The organism is Nocardioides glacieisoli (genome assembly GCF_004137245.1).
Classification (GTDB): Bacteria; Actinomycetota; Actinomycetes; order Propionibacteriales; family Nocardioidaceae; genus Nocardioides; species Nocardioides glacieisoli.
The window spans coordinates 103,207-120,622 of record NZ_SDWS01000005.1 but is presented as its reverse complement, the minus strand read 5'-3'; the positions used below and the strand labels follow the sequence as shown (position 1 = coordinate 120,622).

General features: G+C 72.6%; 20 protein-coding genes. 12 read left to right on the top strand and 8 right to left on the bottom strand.

All coding sequences use genetic code 11. The features are described from left to right. On the bottom strand, positions 1 to 657 hold the full coding sequence (locus tag EUA06_RS12185; RefSeq protein ID WP_129475956.1) for a TetR/AcrR family transcriptional regulator: 657 nt from the start codon (positions 655 to 657) through the stop codon (positions 1 to 3). Positions 658 to 725: 68 nt separating this feature from the next. Here EUA06_RS12185 and EUA06_RS12180 point away from each other — a divergent pair, with 68 nt between their 5' ends. Continuing rightward, positions 726 to 2,141 carry a carotenoid oxygenase family protein gene (locus tag EUA06_RS12180; protein ID WP_129475954.1) on the top strand — a complete coding sequence of 472 codons (1,416 nt, stop codon included), beginning with the start codon at positions 726 to 728 and terminating at the stop codon, positions 2,139 to 2,141. 42 nt (positions 2,142 to 2,183) lie between these two features. On the opposite strand, the gene EUA06_RS12175 is transcribed toward EUA06_RS12180, so the two are convergent. After that, positions 2,184 to 3,506, bottom strand: a complete 1,323-nt coding sequence (locus EUA06_RS12175; RefSeq protein ID WP_129475952.1) for a hypothetical protein — start codon at positions 3,504 to 3,506, stop codon at positions 2,184 to 2,186. A 113-nt stretch (positions 3,507 to 3,619) separates the two neighbouring features. Here EUA06_RS12175 and EUA06_RS12170 point away from each other — a divergent pair, with 113 nt between their 5' ends. From EUA06_RS12170 to EUA06_RS12140, 7 genes are read left to right on the top strand one after another with little or no spacing between them, the layout of a single operon-like run. After that, entirely contained in the window at positions 3,620 to 4,276 is a 657-nt protein-coding gene (locus EUA06_RS12170; protein WP_129475950.1) for a glycosyltransferase family 2 protein, read from the top strand. Further along, positions 4,273 to 4,923 (top strand): TIGR04282 family arsenosugar biosynthesis glycosyltransferase, encoded by a 651-nt coding sequence (locus EUA06_RS12165; RefSeq protein ID WP_129475948.1) that lies wholly within the window; start codon positions 4,273 to 4,275, stop codon positions 4,921 to 4,923. Before EUA06_RS12170 ends, EUA06_RS12165 begins: the two co-directional genes overlap by 4 nt. Then, entirely contained in the window at positions 4,920 to 5,558 is a 639-nt protein-coding gene (locus EUA06_RS12160) for a methyltransferase domain-containing protein (protein ID WP_165354371.1), read from the top strand. The genes EUA06_RS12165 and EUA06_RS12160 overlap by 4 nt, the downstream gene beginning before the upstream one ends. Next, entirely contained in the window at positions 5,555 to 6,727 is a 1,173-nt protein-coding gene (locus EUA06_RS12155; protein WP_129475946.1) for a molybdopterin-dependent oxidoreductase, read from the top strand. Before EUA06_RS12160 ends, EUA06_RS12155 begins: the two co-directional genes overlap by 4 nt. Beyond that, positions 6,724 to 7,137, top strand: coding sequence for a hypothetical protein (locus EUA06_RS12150; RefSeq protein WP_129475944.1), 414 nt, complete (start codon positions 6,724 to 6,726; stop codon positions 7,135 to 7,137). Before EUA06_RS12155 ends, EUA06_RS12150 begins: the two co-directional genes overlap by 4 nt. A 5-nt stretch (positions 7,138 to 7,142) precedes the next feature. Then, on the top strand, positions 7,143 to 7,829 hold the full coding sequence (locus EUA06_RS12145) for a response regulator transcription factor (RefSeq protein ID WP_129475942.1): 687 nt from the start codon (positions 7,143 to 7,145) through the stop codon (positions 7,827 to 7,829). Beyond that, entirely contained in the window at positions 7,826 to 8,959 is a 1,134-nt protein-coding gene (locus EUA06_RS12140; RefSeq protein WP_129475940.1) for a sensor histidine kinase, read from the top strand. The genes EUA06_RS12145 and EUA06_RS12140 overlap by 4 nt, the downstream gene beginning before the upstream one ends. 10 nt (positions 8,960 to 8,969) lie before the next feature. On the opposite strand, the gene EUA06_RS12135 is transcribed toward EUA06_RS12140, so the two are convergent. Both EUA06_RS12135 and nhaA read right to left on the bottom strand, forming a co-directional pair. Beyond that, positions 8,970 to 9,401 (bottom strand): VOC family protein, encoded by a 432-nt coding sequence (locus EUA06_RS12135; protein ID WP_129475938.1) that lies wholly within the window; start codon positions 9,399 to 9,401, stop codon positions 8,970 to 8,972. A gap of 17 nt (positions 9,402 to 9,418) precedes the next feature. Next, the gene (nhaA, locus tag EUA06_RS12130; protein WP_165354370.1) at positions 9,419 to 10,798 is read right to left on the bottom strand and encodes a Na+/H+ antiporter NhaA; all 1,380 of its coding nucleotides are present in this window, start codon (positions 10,796 to 10,798) and stop codon (positions 9,419 to 9,421) included. A gap of 182 nt (positions 10,799 to 10,980) precedes the next feature. Here nhaA and EUA06_RS12125 point away from each other — a divergent pair, with 182 nt between their 5' ends. Continuing rightward, the gene (locus EUA06_RS12125; RefSeq protein WP_129475934.1) at positions 10,981 to 11,403 is read left to right on the top strand and encodes a phage holin family protein; all 423 of its coding nucleotides are present in this window, start codon (positions 10,981 to 10,983) and stop codon (positions 11,401 to 11,403) included. Between the two features lie 176 nt (positions 11,404 to 11,579). On the opposite strand, the gene EUA06_RS12120 is transcribed toward EUA06_RS12125, so the two are convergent. Genes EUA06_RS12120 through nth form a run of 4 tightly spaced genes read right to left on the bottom strand, consistent with a single transcriptional unit; the run spans position 11,580 to position 14,784 of the window. Continuing rightward, complete coding sequence (locus tag EUA06_RS12120; RefSeq protein WP_129475932.1) at positions 11,580 to 12,755, bottom strand: MarP family serine protease; 1,176 nt, start codon at positions 12,753 to 12,755, stop codon at positions 11,580 to 11,582. 3 nt (positions 12,756 to 12,758) lie between these two features. After that, on the bottom strand, positions 12,759 to 13,511 hold the full coding sequence (locus EUA06_RS12115) for an NUDIX hydrolase (RefSeq protein ID WP_242498114.1): 753 nt from the start codon (positions 13,509 to 13,511) through the stop codon (positions 12,759 to 12,761). Then, a complete protein-coding gene (locus EUA06_RS12110) occupies positions 13,508 to 14,131 on the bottom strand; it encodes a TlpA family protein disulfide reductase (protein WP_129475930.1) in 624 nt (207 codons plus the stop codon). Before EUA06_RS12110 ends, EUA06_RS12115 begins: the two co-directional genes overlap by 4 nt. After that, a complete protein-coding gene (nth, locus tag EUA06_RS12105; RefSeq protein ID WP_129476537.1) occupies positions 14,128 to 14,784 on the bottom strand; it encodes an endonuclease III in 657 nt (218 codons plus the stop codon). The genes EUA06_RS12110 and nth overlap by 4 nt, the downstream gene beginning before the upstream one ends. A 222-nt stretch (positions 14,785 to 15,006) precedes the next feature. Here nth and EUA06_RS12100 point away from each other — a divergent pair, with 222 nt between their 5' ends. From EUA06_RS12100 to EUA06_RS12090, 3 genes are all read left to right on the top strand, one after another. After that, positions 15,007 to 15,684, top strand: a complete 678-nt coding sequence (locus EUA06_RS12100) for a Crp/Fnr family transcriptional regulator (RefSeq protein WP_129475928.1) — start codon at positions 15,007 to 15,009, stop codon at positions 15,682 to 15,684. 67 nt (positions 15,685 to 15,751) lie between these two features. After that, positions 15,752 to 16,243 carry a SigE family RNA polymerase sigma factor gene (locus EUA06_RS12095; RefSeq protein ID WP_129475926.1) on the top strand — a complete coding sequence of 164 codons (492 nt, stop codon included), beginning with the start codon at positions 15,752 to 15,754 and terminating at the stop codon, positions 16,241 to 16,243. Further along, a complete protein-coding gene (locus EUA06_RS12090) occupies positions 16,240 to 17,409 on the top strand; it encodes a hypothetical protein (protein WP_129475924.1) in 1,170 nt (389 codons plus the stop codon). The genes EUA06_RS12095 and EUA06_RS12090 overlap by 4 nt, the downstream gene beginning before the upstream one ends. Positions 17,410 to 17,416: the final 7 nt, after the last annotated feature.

The window sequence follows — 17,416 nt, the reverse complement described above, 5'->3', positions numbered from 1 at the left end:
TCACTGACGGAAGACGCCCGGCTCAGGCGGTCCGGGAGTCACCATCAGCGAGCGCAGCAGGTGGTCCATCAGTGGCCACAGCACGGTGTCCTCGGCGTCGTCGACGACGTCGATGAACTTGGTCAGCTCGAGCATGACGAAGCCGTGCAGAGCGGTCCACCACTGGGCTGCCACGGCCGCAGGATCAGCCTCCCGCAGGGCTCCCGCCGCCATGCCCCGTTGCATGAACTGCTTGATCTGCTCGAACGCGTCCAACCCCACGATCCGGTCCTCGCGGTGGAGGCGGTGGTCACCGAGCGTGGCCGACCCGAACATGACCATGTAGAGGTCGGGGTCCGCCTGCGCGTGCGCACGATAGGCCGCGGCTGCGTTCCGGAGGTCCTGGAGCGGGTCGTCGGTGACCGGCACCGCGGCCACTCGTTCGAAGAGACGGCGGAAGCCTTCGGCCACCATGGCGCGGACCAGGCCCGGCATGCCTCCGAAGTGCGTGTAGACCGCCATCGTGGACGTGCCGGCGGCCGCGGCAAGCTTCCGCGCCGACAGCGCCGGAGCGCCCTGCTCCCGCACCATGTGTGCAGCGATCTCGAGCAGCCGTTGGCGCACCTCCGCGGAGGACGCACCCCGGCCCGCGCCTGTCTGGTCCACGCTCCCGGTCACCTTGCCAGCCTCCTGTCGCGACGTTACGGTCCGAACATAACGGCGTTATGGATGGGACGTGCAATGCCATGCCGAACCGATACCTGACCGACAACTTCGCGCCGGTCCACACCGAGCTGACGGCCTTCGACCTGCCCGTCACCGGCAAGCTCCCTGAGCACCTCGACGGTCGCTACCTGCGCAACGGACCGAATCCGGCCGCGGACCCGGGCTCGCAACACCACTGGTTCCTCGGCCAGGGCATGGTGCACGGCGTCCGGATCGCCGACGGACGCGCCGAGTGGTACCGCAACAGGTGGGTCAAGCCCGAGGGCGAGGACCACGCACCGAACACCAACGTGGTCCAGCACGCCGGCAAGACCCTGGCGATCGTCGAGTCCGGCCCCACGCCCTACGAGCTGACCTTCGAGCTCGACACCGTCGGTCGCTGCGACTTCGGAGGCACCCTCGACTTCGGCGGGTCGCAGGGCTATACCGCTCACCCCCATGCCGACCCCGTCACGGGCGACCTGCACGCGATCTCGTACAACTGGGTGCGGGGCACGACGGTCGACTACACCGTCGTCGGCGTGGACGGGACCGTCGTCAAGCACGTGGAGATCGAGACCGGCGGGATGCCGATGATCCACGACTGCGCCCTGACCGAGAAGTACGTGGTGGTCTACGACCTGCCGGTCACCTTCGACATGGGCATGGTGACCGACGGCGTCCCGCGCCTGGCTCGACTCACGCCCGGCCAGCAGCGCGACGCACTGGGCGGCAACCCGATGCCCGAGTGGATCGTCGACGCCGTGGCTCGCGGCGAGTCCGTCACCAACCCGGCAGCACCGCTGCCCTACTCGTGGGACCCCGACCACGTGGCGCGGATCGGTCTGGTGCCGCGCGACGGCGACGGGTCCGACGTGCGCTGGTTCGAGATCGACCCCTGCTACGTCTTCCACACCCTCAACGCCTTCGAGAGCGGGACGCCGGGCAGCCCGGAGGTCGTCCTGGACGTGGTGCGCCACCCGCGGATGTTCGCCACCGACTACACCGGTCCGCACGAGGGCCTGGCGTCGCTGGTGCGTTTCACCCTGGACCTCGCCTCGGGCAAGGCGCGAGAACACCGGTTCGACGAGCACGCCCAGGAGTTCCCCCGCTACGACGAGCGGCTGACCGGGAAGCCGCACCGCTTCGGCTACACCGTGGGGATGGTCGGTCCCGGCTTCGGCGACACCGTGCTCAAGCACGACGTGGTTGCCGGCACCACCCAGAGCCGCAGGCTCGGCGCCGGACGCGAGGCCGGTGAGTTCTGCTTCGTGCCCGACCCGGCCTCGGACGTCGAGGACCACGGCGTGCTGATGGGCTACGTCCACGACCGGGCCACCGATCGCAGCGATCTCGTGCTGCTGGACGCCCAGACGTTGGAGGACGTCGCCGCCGTCCACCTCCCCGGCCGGGTGCCCACCGGCTTCCACGGCAACTGGGCTCCCCGCGACGGCTGAGTGCGCGGTCGCGCGGCGGGTGCGCACGCAAGCGCAATCGACTCACCAGGACGTGTAGAGCGCGTGCTCGACCACGAGCGCGGTGAGCACCTGCAGGCCGAGACCCCACCGGCGCCAGCCGCCGGGCAGCAGCGCGAGCGAGAGCGTCAGCCACGGCACGAACGGCAGCCAGATCCGCTCGACCTCGGCCTTGGACATCCGGCTCAGGTCGGCGATCACGACCGTCAGCGCGGCCGCGCCGGCCAGGACCGCGACGGTCCGCGCCGGACCCGTGTGGCGGCGGGCGGCGACGGCGAGACCGGCGCCGAGCAGCGGACCGGCCGAGACGAGCAGCGCGCCGAGGTTGCCCCAGGCCCAGTAGGCGAACGGTCGCGACTTGGCCAGGCCGTCCCAGTAGCGGTCGTGCAGCACCGGGTAGGCCTCCCACCACGCGAACCCCAGCGCTGCGAAGCCCAGCACGACCGCCGACGCCGCGAGCGCGGCGATCGGCAACGGCCGCCACGAGCGCGCCAGCCACAGCACAGCGAGTGCGAGGATCCCCAGCAGGGGCAGGCCGTAGGAGCTCATCACGCACCAGCCGAGCAGGACGCCGGCGCCGACTCCCCAGCCGACGAGGCGCCGCCCGGAGGACGTGGCCGAGAAGGCCAGGGCCGCCAGGCCCCAGGCCGCGAGCGCGGTGAAGACGGCATCGGCGGACACGGCGAGGAACACCGCGGCCGGCGAGAGCACGAGGAAGGGCGCGGCCAGCCGGGCCAGGTCCTCCGCACCGAGACGGCGCAGGGTCACGAGGGTCGCGAGCGGGATGGTGGCTGCGATCGCCACGATGACGAGCGCGGCCACGAGGTCTGCCCCGAGACCGAGCCGCACCAGCAGCACGTGGAACAGCACGGCGCCCGGCGGGTGGCCGGCGAGGTGGATCGGCCAGTTCTCCGGCGACGCGTAGGGGATGCGGTCGACGTACTCCCGCAGCATCGCCGGCACGTCGGTGATCTCGCGGGCGGAGACCATGTACTCCGTCGGGCTGACCATGACGCGCGTGAGCCCGACCTCGCCGTCGACCAGCGCGAGCGCGAGCAGCCAGGCCAGCCCGACGACGTACGACGCCAGGAGCAGGCGGCGCCACGACAGCGTCCGGGCCAGCTCCTCGCCGCGCCGGACCGCGGCCGCGGCGAGGAGGACGGCCACCACGGAGGCCACCGAGGCGCGCGGGTCGACGAAGCCGTGCAGCGGCGGGAGACCGAGCATGTCGCTGCGGGCGTCGACGTCCCAGCCGGTCAGCGGCGGCACCACGAAGGCGGCCGCGACCACGACCAGCGAGACCGCCAGACCGACCGCGGCGCGTCGCGAGGTGCGGGCGTCGGTCATGTCGTCAACCCTAGGGACGCCGGTCACGGAAGCCAGTCGCGACGGCACATGTCACCGGTCCGTAAGGGTGGGAAGCATGGTCCGCGAGGCGGCGGCGCACCTAGCGTCGAGGCGTGACCACCTGCGACCTCGTGCTCCCGTGCCGGGACGAAGCACCCGCCCTGAAGGGCCTGCTGCCACGCGTCCCGGCGACCTTCGCCGTGATCGTCGTCGACAACGGGTCGACCGACGACACGGCAGAGGTGGCCCGCGAGCTGGGCGCGCGCGTGGTCACCGAGACGACGCCGGGCTACGGCGCCGCGGTGCACGCCGGCATCGAGGCCGCGACCGCCGACTACGTCGCGGTGATGGACGGGGACGGCTCCTTCGACCCCGACCAGCTCCTCCCTCTGCTCGCCGACGTGACGTCCGGCCGGGCCGACATCGCCGTGGGTCGACGCCGCTCGGTGCAGCGCGGCGTCTGGCCGTGGCACGCCCGGGCGGGCAACGCCCTGATCACGGCCTGGCTGCGGCGTCGCATCGACATGGACGCGCACGACATCGCGCCGATGCGGGTCTGCCGGCGCCAGGCACTGCTCGACCTCGGGCTCCAGGACCGCCGCTTCGGCTACCCGGTCGAGCTGCTGCAGGCGATCACCAAGGCCGGCTGGCGGGTCAGCGAGCACGACGTCGACTACCACCCCCGCGCCGCCGGCACCCGCTCCAAGGTGTCGGGCTCCGTGAGCGGGACCCTCCGCACGGCGCGTGACTTCGGGAAGGTGCTGCGATGAAGGTCCTGGTGGTCGCCAAGGCGCCCGTCGCCGGGCAGGTGAAGACGCGGCTGGGCGCTCTCGTGGGGGACGACGTCGCCGCCGACCTCGCCGCGGCGGCGCTGCTCGACACCCTCGACGCCTGCCGGGAGGCCGGCGCCGCGGGCCACCTCAGCCTCGCCGGCGACCTCTCCCGGGCCGTGCGCGGCGGCGAGATCCGGGCCGCGCTCGACGGGTGGACGACCACGCCGCAGGTCGGGGACGGGTTCGCCGAGCGGCTGGTGCGCGCCCACGTCGACGCCGGCGCCGGGCTCGTCGTCCAGGTCGGGATGGACACCCCGCAGCTCACCGCCGCGGCACTGCACGAGGTCGCCGACGCGATGGCCGGCCACGACGCCGTGCTCGCCCCGGCCACGGACGGCGGGTGGTGGGCGCTCGCCCGCCGCGACGCCGACGTCGTACGACACCTGGCGCCGGTGCCGATGTCGACCGACACCACCTTCGTCGACACCCACGCCGCCCTCGAGCGGGCCGGTGCCCGGGTGGCGCAGGCACCCGCGATGACGGACGTCGACACCGTCGACGACGCCGACCTGGTCGCCGGGCTCGCCCCGACGACCCGGTTCGCCGAGGCCTGGCGCGCCGTCCGGGCGGTGACGACCCGGTGATCGAGCAGTCGTTCAGCGAGGTCTTCGCCAGCGCGCTCGGCGGCGCGCCCACTGTCGTGGTCGGGCTCGGCGACGAGCCGATGGCCCTCCCCGTGCACCTCTGGAGCCGTGCGGCCGATGACTCCGACCACGAGCTGGTCGCGCTCTGCGACGGCCCGACCCTCGACATCGGCTGCGGGCCGGGACGGCTCACCGAGGCCCTCGTCGAGCACGGGCACCTCGCGCTGGGCATCGACGTGGTGCCGACCGCCGTCGCGATGACCGTCGATCGCGGCGTCGCGGCGATGCTGCGGGACGTGTTCGACCGCCTGCCCGGTGAGGGCCGGTGGCACTCCGCGCTGCTCGCCGACGGCAACATCGGCATCGGCGGCGACCCGGTCCGGCTGCTGCAGCGGGTGCGCGCGGTCGTGGTGCCGGGGGGCCGCGTCGTGGTCGAGCTCGACGGACCCGGGAGCGCCGTCATGAGCTGCTGGGCCGCGCTCGAGGGCAGCCACACCCGCAGCCGCCCCTTCCGCTGGGCCACCCTGGGCGTCGACGACGTGCGGCGGGTCGCGGCGGCCGCGGGCTTCGACGGCGTCCGCGTGCACCACCTCGGGCAGCGCTGGGCGGCCGTCCTGACCGAGGGCGCGGCATGACCCCGCGCCTGGCGCCGCCGACTCCCGACAGCTTCACGTCGCGGCTGCGCTCCCCCGCCGTCGCCGCGCGCGTCGGCCTCTGGCTCGGCATCTCCTTCGGCATCTGCTTCCTCACCGGCCTGGTGAGCCACTACGCGCAGCTGCCCAGCCACCCGATCCCGTTCCCGACCAGCCCCAGCTGGGGCTACCGCTTCACCCAGGGGCTCCACGTCACGACGGGGATCGCCGCGATCCCGCTGCTGCTGGTGAAGCTGTGGTCGGTGCTGCCCAAGCTCTTCGAGGCCCCGCCGCTGCACGACGCCCGCAAGCTCCTGCTGACCGTCCTCGAGCGCGCCTCGATCGCCGTGCTCGTCGCCTCCGCGATCTTCCAGCTCGCGACCGGCGTGGCCAACGCCGCCCAGTGGTACCCGTGGTCCTCCTTCTCCTTCCGCACCACCCACTACGCCATCGCGTGGGTCGCCATCGGCGCGCTGGTGCTGCACATCGCGGTGAAGCTGCCGATCATCCGCGACGTCCTGACCAGCGACATCGACGACACCACCCACGACCGCGAGACCGCGACCACCCCGGGTCCGCTGTCGCGGCGCGCCCTCGTGCGTACGACGTTCGCCGCCGCCGCGGTCGCCACCCTCGCGACGGCCGGCAGCACGGTGACGTGGCTGCGCCAGGTCTCCGTCCTCGCGGTCCGCACCGGCGAGGGTCCGCAAGGCGTGCCGATCAACAAGTCCGCGCGGGCGGCCCGCGTCGAGGAGTCCGCGAGCTCGCCGGACTGGCGGCTCGAGGTGGTCGTCGACGGGACCGTCGCCGGCTCCGTGTCGTACGACGACCTGCGCGCGATGCAGCAGCACACCGTCGACCTGCCGATCGCCTGCGTCGAGGGCTGGAGCGCGCAGGGCACCTGGTCGGGCGTCCGGCTGGCCGACCTGCTGGCTTCGTTCGACGCACCGGCGGACCGGGACGTGTCGGTCACCTCGCTCCAGGAGTCCGGCCCCTTCCGGCGCACGATCCTGCCGGCCAACTTCGCCGCCGACGAGCGCACCCTCCTCGCCCTCGACCTGTCGGGCGAGCCGCTGTCGCTCGACCACGGCTACCCGTGCCGGCTGATCGCCCCCAACCGGCCCGGGGTCCTGCAGACCAAGTGGGTCTCGCGGCTCGAGGTCTCCGCATGAGGGCCCGGCTCGCGATCGGTGCCGTGGGCGTCGTCGTCGCGCTCTACGGCGCACTCCTCTTCCTGACCCGGCAGGACCCCGGGCAGTGGCTCGAGGTCGCGATCTGGTTCGCCGCGGGGGTGGTCGCGCACGACGTCCTGCTGTCGGCGCTGCTGATCGGCCTGTGCCTGGTGGGTGCGCGGTTGCTCCCGGCCGCGTGGCGGGCGCCGGCGACCGTCGCGCTCGTCGTCTGGGGCACGCTCACCATCGCGACGATCCCGATGCTGACCCGGGCCGGCGCCCGCGCCGACAACGCCACCCTGCTCGACCGCCCCTATGCCGCGACGTGGTGGACGATCAGTGCCATCGTGGTCCTGCTCGTGGCCGTGAGCGGGTTCCTCCGCTCGCGCCGACCCCGGGCGCAGGAGTGAGCGCGGTGGCGAAGGTGCTGGTCGTCGACGACGACCCGACCGTGCGCGAGGTCGTCGTGGACTACCTCCGCGCCGCCGGCCACGAGGTCCGCGAGGCGACCGACGGCCCCGGCGCCCTCGACGCCGTGCGCGAGGAGCGCGCCGACCTGGTCGTGCTCGACGTGATGATGCCCGGCCTCGACGGGCTCGAGGTGTGCCGCCGCCTGCGGGTCACCTCCGACGTGCCGATCGTGCTGCTCACCGCCCTCGGCAGCGAGCAGGACCGCGTCGTCGGCCTGGAGATCGGTGCGGACGACTACGTCACCAAGCCCTTCAGCCCGCGCGAGCTGGTGCTGCGGGTCGACTCGATCCTGCGACGCTCGTCGACCACCGCCGACACGGACGCGCCCACCGTCCTGATCGACGGCGACCTCGTCGTCGACCGGGCCCGGCGGCTGGTGACCAAGGACGGGCAGCAGGCGGCGCTGACCACGCGCGAGTTCGACCTGCTGGCCTTCCTCGTCTCCCGGCCGGGCATCGCGTTCTCCCGCGACGACCTGCTCCAGCAGGTGTGGGGCTGGTCGTTCGGCGACCAGTCGACCGTGACCGTCCACGTCCGGCGGCTGCGCGAGAAGGTCGAGCCCGACCCCACCAACCCGGTGCGGCTGCTCACGGTCTGGGGCGTCGGCTACCGGTGGGAGGCCACGCCATGAGCGATCTCGCCGAGATCTGGTTCGTCGCGATCGTCAGCGGCCTCGCCGTCGGCCTGCTCGGCCTCCTGGCCGGCTGGGCCCTGCGCCACCGGTCGCTGCGCTGGCAGCTCGCGGTCGTCGCCGTCGTCACCACCTTCACCGTCCTGCTCGGCACCCAGGCGATCTCGCGACGGATGCTGATCTCCGACCACGACCGTTCCGTCGTGCTCATCGTCACCACTGCGGCCGCGGTCGTGTCGCTGGCCGTCGCGCTGGCGCTCGCCGCCGCCCTCGTGCGGTGGTCGCAGTCGCTGCGCGAGGACGTACGCCGGGTGGGCGCGGGCGGCAGCATCGTGGCCGAGCGCCGCGGGCCCACCGAGTTCCAGGCCCTCGCCGCCGACCTCGCGTCCGCGAACCAGCGCCTCGCCGAGGCGCGTGAGCGCGAGCAGCGGCTCGAGGACTCGCGGCGCGAGCTCGTCTCCTGGGTGTCCCACGACCTCCGCACGCCGCTCGCCGGGATCCGGGTGATGGCCGAGGCGCTCGAGGACGGCATCGCGACCGACCCCCAGCGCTACCACCGCCAGATCCGCGGCGAGGTGGACCGGATGGTCGTGATGGTCGACGACCTCTTCGAGCTCTCCCGCATCCACGCCGGCCAGCTCGTCGTGCAGCCGCAGGCCGTCCTGCTCGGCGACCTGGTCAGCGAGGCACTCGCCGCGGCCGACCCGGTGGCCCGCGCCCGCGGCGTACGGCTCGGTGGCGAGGTGCCCCACGGCCTGCAGGTCGACGCGGACCCCAGCGGTCTCTCACGCGTCCTCGCCAACCTCATCGTCAACGCCATCCGCCACACGCCCGCCGACGGCACCGTGCACGTGCTCGCCCAGCCGGTCGACGGCGGTGTCGAGCTCGCCGTCACCGACGGTTGCGGCGGCATCGCCGACGACGCCCGCGAACGCGTCTTCGACGTCGGCTACCGCGGCACCTCGTCACGTACGCCGGAGGAGCCCGAGGTGCAGGACGTCCACACCTCCCGCGCCGGGCTCGGCCTCGCCATCGTCAAGGGGATCGTCGAGGCCCACCACGGGCAGGTCGCGGTCGAGAACGTCCCCGCAGCAGCGGGTTGCCGCTTCCGGGTGATCCTCCCCGCCTGACCCAGCCCGGTCAGGACAGGGGGGCGGTCAGCTCGATGTTGATGTCGTCGGGGTCCTGGATCGACAGGATGGCCATCCCGGCGTCCGGGAAGTCCATGATCTCGCCGTGCTCGATGCCGGCCTCGTCGAGCGCGGTCAGCGCCGACTCGAGGTCGTCGCGGGAGTCGACCGCGAAGCTGACGTGGTCGAGCCCGGTCGCGTCGGCGTCGAACCCCTGCGACCCGACCGGCCGGAGGCCGAAGAGCGTGCCCTGCGGGGTCTGGTAGACCGTGCCGCCGTAGAACTCCTCCGCCGACTCACGCACGCCGGGCTCGCCGGCCCGGTCCGAGTTGTCGATCGCAGCCGGCCAGCCGAAGAGCCGGTCGTAGAACTCCTTGGACCGGGCGATGTCGGTGACGGTCAGTCGGACGTGGGCGAAACCATTGCTGTTCACGAGTGCCATGGGCGGTCCGTACCCACTCAGCTCGATTCCAGCTGCTCCTCGGGGCTCTCGACGCTCGCACCGCGCGTCGCGGCGAGGAGCACGAGGACGCCGATGACCGCCGCGAACAGCGAGGCCAGCAGGATCGCGATCTTCGCCTCCTCCGTCAGCAGGTCCGCGCCCGGGAACGACAGGCCGGCGATGAAGATCGAGACGGTGAAGCCGATCCCGCCGACGGCGCCGAGGCCGAGGACCATGGGCCACGTGGTCCGGTCGGGCAGCCGGCCGAGCCCGAGGCGTACGGCCAGGTAGGACACGGCGAAGATGCCGATCGGCTTGCCGACCACCAGGCCCAGCACGATGCCGATCCCGACGGGCTCGGTGAAGACCTTGCCGATCGCGCCGAGCTCGACGCCGGCGTTGGCGAGGGCGAAGACCGGGAGCACGACGTACGCCGAGAGCGGGTGCAGCGTGCTCACCAGCCGCTCGACGACGGAGACCGACTCCTTGAGCAGGAACCGCAGACGGGCGAGCTCGTCGGGGTCGAGCTGGTTGTCGCGCAGCGCCTCGCGCGCGTGCTGCCGGGCGACCTTCTCCTCGAGCAGCGGGGTCGCCGGGGCGAGCAGGCCGATCGCGACACCGGCGAGCGTGGCGTGCACGCCCGACTCGAGCAGGGCGAACCAGACCCCGACGCCGAGCACGGCGTAGACGACGACCGTCCACACGCGCAGCAGCCGTGCCACCACCATCGCGGCGAGCAGCCCCAGCGAGATCGCCAGCCAGCCCAGGGAGAGGTCGCTCGTGTAGAACACCGCGATCACCAGGATCGCCCCGATGTCGTCGACGATCGCGAGCGTCAGCAGGAAGAGCCGCGCCGCGGACGGGATGCGGCGCCCGAGGATGCCGAGCACGCCGACGGCGAAGGCGATGTCGGTCGCCATCGGGATCCCCCACCCGGCGTTGCCGTCGCTCCCGGGCGGGTTGAGTGCGAGGTAGAGGCCGGCCGGGACGACCATCCCGCCGATCGCGGCGACGATCGGCAGGGCTGCGGTCTTCGGGTCGCGCAGGTCACCGTTGACCAGCTCGTACTTGATCTCCAGCCCGACGACGAAGAAGAAGATCACCATCAGGGCGTCGTTGACCCACTCCTGCAGCGACTCGTCGAGGCGCAGCGGCCCGACGTCGAGGACGAGGTGCGTGTGCCACAAGGCGTCGTACGACGACGCCCACGGGCTGTTGGCCCACACGAGTGCTACGGCCGCGGCGAGGAGCAGCAGCAGCGAGCCGGCCGCCTCCACCCGGAGGAACTCGCGCACCGGTCGCGCGACCAGCCGTGCCAGCGGTCGGTCGCTCTCGCTGTAGACCGGACCGGTGCGCCAGAGGTCGTCGGACGGACGATGGGGCGGGGTCGATGCCATGGGCAGGCGCATCCTTTGGAGGTCGACGGGGTAACGCATGACCGCGACTGCACGCCGCGGGCCGACCAGACTTCCCGGCTCACCTTGTTCCTCAGTCTAGACGGAGGAAGGGTGGCCCCGGGCCCGTTGGTAGGGTCGCGACCGTCAGCACACCCCCGGCGTACACCGAAGGATCGCTCCGCATGGCCATCGAACCGAACCAGGCTCGAGAAATCGTCAAGGACTCCGATCCGACGCTCGGCAAGCTCGTCATGGACGCCCAGCGCGACATCTCGACCCTCATCTCCAAGGAGATCGAGCTCGCCAAGAGCGAGCTCAAGGTCAGCGTCAAGCACGGCGGGGTCGGCATCGGGCTCTTCGCCGGAGCGGCCTTCCTGGGCCTGCTCGCCATCATCATGCTGTCGGTCGCGCTGGCCTACTTCATCCACTGGAACGGCAGCGGCCTCGACCTCCACTGGGCGTTCCTCATCGTCTTCGCTCTCTACCTCCTGATCGCCGGGCTCCTCGCCTTCATCGGCCTCAAGCAGGTCAAGAAGGTCAAGGCGCCGGAGAAGGCGATCAGGCAGGGCAAGCAGATCCCCCAGGCCCTCAAGGGCAAGGGCTGACCCGCTCCTCCCTCCGCTGAGCGGTGGTCCACCCACCTTTCGGCGAACTCGACTGTGGCTCCACCACCGCTGTCCGGCGTGTCCAGGGCCGACACGCCGGTGGGCGGTGGTCCACCCACCTTTCGGCGAACTCGACTGTGGCTCCACCACCGCTCGACAAGGGAGCAGTACGACGCTCAGCGCACGCAGGTGCCCGTGTCGACGGGCGTGTCCCGGGTGAGCCCCCGGGCGGCCGACTCGCTGACCTGCTCGGCCGTCAGCGCGTAGCCGGTGTCCTGGTCGCTCACCGACGCGGCGAAGACCAGTCCGGCGACGTCCCCGCCGGAGGTGACGATCGGGCCTCCCGAGTTGCCGGGGCGGATGAGCGCGCGCAGCGAGTAGACCTGCCGGATGACCGTGCCCTCGCCGTAGATGTCGGGTGAGCGCAGCCGCTGCTGCGAGCGGATCCGGCCGACCTCGACGTCGTAGGGCCCGTCCTCGGGGTAGCCCAGCACCGCGACGTTGTCGCCGGGGCCGGCCTCGGTGTCGAGCCTGAGGTGCGGCACGCCGGTGTCGGGAAGCGCCAGCACGGCGATGTCGAGGTCGGCGTCGTAGAGCACGACCGACGCGACGACCGTCGAGCCGGCCACCTCGACCTCGGGCCGGGTGACGCCGGCGACGACGTGGGCGTTGGTCATCAGCCGGCCGGGCGCGTAGAAGAATCCGGTGCCCTCGACACCTCCGCCGCACCCGTTGGTGCCGCGGACCTTGACCACGCTCGACTGGGCGACGACCACGTCGGGGTCGGTCAGCATCCGCCTGTCACCGGGCTTGACCGCGACGATCCGCTCGGGCGCGAACGGCTCGAGGTAGCGCGGGAAGAACGTGGTGCCGACGACGTTGTTGAAGGCCTGCAGCACCCGGCTGGAGTCGGCCGGGAGCGTCTCGTTGACCTTGGCGAGGACGAGGGAGTCGCGCACGAGGGGCGTGATCCCGCCGATGCGCGTGCCGGAGACCGCGACGCCGAGGGCCCACGCGACGAGCAGCACCGCGACCGCGCTGAGGGCCGACCCACCGACCGCGTCGACGGCCCGGATCGGCTGCCAGGTGATGCGTGCGCGGATGCGCGAGCCGGCGTACTGGAACAGCGCCTGGCCCAGCGACGCGGCGGCGATCACGATGAAGAGCGCGCCCAGCGAGACCCACAGCGACGGCGCGGCGTCGCCGAGCGCGAGGGGCGCCGCCCAGATGCCGAGCAGGCCGCCGAGCAGCAGCCCCGCGGTCGCGAACGCCCCGGTGATGAAGCCCTGCCAGTAGCCCGAGAGGGCATAGACGCCCACCAGTGCGAGCAGGCACCAGTCGAGGACGTTCACTGCCTACTCCTCGAGCCGGGTGTTCTGCGCTGGATTGTCTGCGAGGTCGGTGCCTCTCGGCACACCCTGCAGCATGTGGTCCGGCAGGTCACGCACCCGCGCCCGGTCCCAGTCCTCGCTCCACCCGAGGTAGGAGAAGAGCCGCGCGATGATCCCGGCCGTGAAGCCCCACAGGATCACGTCACGTTCGGGCCCGATCAGGAAGCCCGGACCCGTCCAGCCGCTCGGGTGGCGGACGTTGATCCGGTTCTCCGGGTCGAGCAGGTCGGCGATCGCGACGCGGTGGATCTCGTGGACCTCGTCCGGGCTCGCGATGCGCACGTGACCCTGGCCCTGGCGGTGCCAGTAGCCCAGGATCGGCGTGACGGCGAAGTTGCTCGGCGGCAGCCACAGCTCGGGCAGCTCGCCGAAGACCTCGACCTCTGCGGGGTCGAGGCCGATCTCCTCGTACGCCTCGCGCAGCGCCGCCTGCTCGGGGGTCTCGCCGTCGTCGAGCCCGCCGCCCGGGAAGGACACCTGGCCCGGGTGGGACCGCATGTGGTGGGCGCGCTCGGTGAGCAGCAGCTCGCCACGGTGGGCGAGGTCGTCGGGGGCCTCGGGCGCCCCCTCGCGGTCGGCGAACACCATCAGCACCGCACCGCGTCGCGGGTCGCTGTCCTCCGGCGGCATGAAGCGGGTGAGCTCGTGGACGGTGATCGTCGAGGCGGCCTCGACCACCGGCCCGAGCCAGCCGGGGAGGGCGTTCACCGCGGTCACAGGGCGATCCCGAGGTGCTCGGCGACCAGGTCCTCGACCTCGGCGAGCGAGTCGACGCCGCCGGAGTCCTGCCCGACGACCACGCCGTCGGCGTCCACGAAGACGAACGCCGGCAGCCCGCGCCGGCCGATGGCGAAGGCGTCCTCGGTCATCAGGTCGCCGCCGGGGTCGGCGATCGAGGGGTAGGTCGCACCGGTGCGCGCCGCCAGCTCGAGCGCGCTCACCGGGTGGACGTCGTTGAAGTCCACGCCGACGAGCGCCACCCGGTCGGCGTACTGCTGGTGGAACTCCTCCAGGACCGGCATCTCCTTCTCGCACGGCACGCAGCCGGCCTGCCAGAGGTTGATCACCATCGGTCCGCGCAGCGAGGACAGGTCGACGTCGGGACCGCCGCCGAGGCACGGGAGCGTCACCTCGGGCAGTCCGCCCTCGACGGCCTCGCCCGTGCCGGGCGTGCAGTCCTCCATGCCCATCTCCGCCTTGGCCGCGCGCAATGCAGGGGTGTCGACCTCGACGTCCGGGGGGCGGACGACGATGCCGTCAGGGCTCATCGACGACCAGGCGAGGGCGCCGACGGCGACGCAGGCGGCCAGCAGGAGCGCGACGAAGGCCTTCCTCACGCGGGACCCTGGGTGGTGACGAGCTTCTCCGCCTCGATCGGGTCGGTCGGACCGGCGCCGAAGGACGGGCACAGCTTCGCGAGCGGGCAGGCCCCGCAGGCGGGCTTCGTGGCGTGGCAGCGGCGGCGGCCGTGCCAGATGAGGTGGTGCGACAGCATCGTCCAGTCCCGCTTGGGGAAGAGCGCGGCGACGGCGTGCTCGACCTTGACCGGGTCGGTCTCCTCGGTCCAGCCGAAGCGGCGCGCCAGCCGGCCGAAGTGGGTGTCGACGGTGATCCCGGGCAGGCCGAAGGCGTTGCCGAGCACGACGTTGGCGGTCTTGCGCCCGACTCCGGGGAGCTTCACCAGCTCGTCGAGCTTCGCCGGCACCTGGCCGTCGTGCTGCTCGACGAGGGCCTGGCTGAGCTTGAGCACCGAGTCGGTCTTGGCGCGGAAGAAGCCGAGCGGGCCGAGCAGCTGCTCGAGGTGCTCGCGGGGCGCGGCGGCCATCGCCTCGGGAGTCGGGTACGCCGCGAAGAGCGCCGGGCTCGCCGCGTTGACCCGGCGGTCGGTGGTCTGCGCCGAGACGACGGTGACGACGAGGCACTCGAAGGCGTTGGTGAAGTCGAGCTCGGCGGTCGCGTCGGGGTAGGTCTCGGCGAGGATCCGGTCCATCCGGCGGGCCCGCCGCACGAGCGTCGTGTCGGGCTTGGCGGTCTCGGCCTTGGCGACCTTCTGAGTGGACCTGGGGGCGGGCACGGCCCCCAGCGTACGGTCCGCCGCCGACAGTCCCACGCGGCCCGCTCACCCCTGAGGTGTGGGCGGACTCGCACCTGTGAGGTGGAGCACGGCTAGGATCATCCCGACCCAGCGGGTCCGACGACTTGGAGGAATGACGTGGACAACGACGTGCTTCGGCAGGCACCGCTGTTCAGCTCGCTCGACGACGAGGCGGCGACCGCTCTCGGCAACTCGATGGCCGAGACGACGCTGCGGCGCGGTGACGTCCTCTTCCACGAGGGCGACTCCGGCGACAAGCTCTACATCGTCACCGAGGGCAAGGTGAAGCTGGGCCGGTCCTCCTCCGACGGCCGCGAGAACCTGCTGGCGATCATGGGCCCCGGCCAGATGTTCGGCGAGCTCTCGCTCTTCGACCCCGGCCCGCGCTCGGCGACCGTCACCGCCGTCACCGACGCGACCTTCGGCTCGCTGTCGCACGACGACCTGCTCCGCTGGCTCGAGGGCCGCCCGCAGGTCGCCCGCGGCCTGCTCTCCCAGCTCGCCTCGCGGCTGCGCAAGTCCAACGACGTCGTGGCCGACCTGGTCTTCTCCGACGTCCCGGGCCGTGTGGCCAAGGCGCTCCTCGACCTCGCCGACCGCTTCGGCCGCACGGCCGACGACGGCGTCCACGTCCACCACGACCTCACCCAGGAGGAGCTCGCCCAGCTGGTCGGCGCCTCCCGCGAGACGGTCAACAAGGCGCTCGCCGACTTCGCCTCGCGCGGCTGGCTGCGCCTGGAGCCCCGCTCCGTCGTGATCATGGACCTCGAGCGGCTCTCGCGCCGCGCCCGCTGAAGTTCTTCCGCCCCACCTGACCCCCGAGCCGGCGCATCCGTGCGTCTGACGGGGTGAAGGGGGTCCGATGACCGATCGATCCGGGTTCGACGCGTTCGTCCGCGCACGCGGTCCTGCCCTTGCGCGGACGGCGTACCTCCTCACCGGTGACCACCACCTCGCCGAGGACCTCGTGCAGGCCGCGCTCGTGCAGGCGGCCAAGCACTGGGAGCGCATCGAGACCTCGCCCGAGGCCTACGTGCGCCGCACGATGTACCACCAGAACATCTCCTGGTGGCGACGCCGCAAGCTCGTCGAGACCCCGCTCGAGTCGTACGACGCCCCGGTGCCGGCGGCCGACCCGACGATCCGGCTGACCCTGGAGCAGGCGCTGCGCCGGCTCACGCCACGTCAGCGCACCGTGCTGGTGCTGCGCTACTTCGAGGACCTCACCGAGGTCCAGACGGCCGCCGAGCTGGGCATCTCCAGCGGCGCGGTCAAGTCCATGTCGCGCGACGCCCTGCGGCGACTGCGCGCGCTGGCCCCCGAGCTCGCCGACCTGGTGGGAGCAGACACATGACCAGTCCTTCACGCACGGACCTGCGCGAGGAGCTCGCCGCCCTCGCCGAGACCCAGCCCTTCTCCCCCGACGCGGCCGCGTGGGACCGCGGTCGGCGCGCGCGGCGCAACTCCCGCGTGGCCCGCGGGGCCGCGGTGCTGGCCGTCGTCGCGATCGTCGTCGGGGTCGGCGCGATCGCCGTCCGACCCGACCGCCAGTCCGTCGCGCCTGCCGACGTGCCGGGCGGGGCGCTGCCGAGCCGGGTCGACCTGCGCGACGCCGACTTCGGGGCGGACTTCGAGACGGACTTCGCGATCGGCCGGGCGTCCGTCGCCCTCGGTGGCAACGGCTTCGTGCTGGTCGACGCCGAGGACGGCCGCTACCACCAGTTCGGTGAGCTGGCGGATGTCCTCGCCCTCTCACCCGATGGCTACCGGCTCGCATGGTGGTCCGGCAAGGACCTCGAACACGACAGCATCCGGATCGCCGACCTGCGCACCGGCGAGATCACCGACGTAGCAGGCACCTCGGAGAGTGCCTCGGTCACGTCGATGACGTGGGCACCCGACTCGGCGCGGCTGCGGTGGAACGGGTGGGGCGAGAAGGGTGCGCGGGTCGCGGCCTGGATCGACACGACCGGCTCGACGGAAGACATCGACGTCGAGCGCTTCGGCGCGCGCGGCATCCCTTCGCCCAGCTTCGACGTGGTCGCGCTGGACTCGGGCGAGGAGGTCGCCGCGGCACCGTTCGAGCGGGCCCCCGAGCCTGGCGGCAGGGAGGCAGGGATCCCCGTCGACCGCGCACTGCCGGCCGACCTCCACCCCGACGGCGCGGTCGTCACCCCCGTCGGGTGGGCCGACGAGGACACGCTCGTGGCGATCATCGACCCGCCGCCGAGCGACGTCGTGGAGCGGCCGCGGCTGGCCCTCCTCACCTCGCCCGACCGACCCGAGTCGGAGTGGACCTACCGCGAGTTCCTGCCGCGGCTGCCACCGGAGGCGACCAGCTTCGCGGTGGACCTGATCCCCGACCTCACCGGCGATCCGGACCAGCAGCTCACCCGCGACTTCACCGTCGCCGCGTCGGAGGACTCGTCGGACGGCGACCGCGGTCCGCTCATCGCTGGTGCGTTGCTGGCGTTGCTCGCCGGCCTCGCCTTCATCCGGATGATGCAGAAGCGCGCCTAGAATTCCT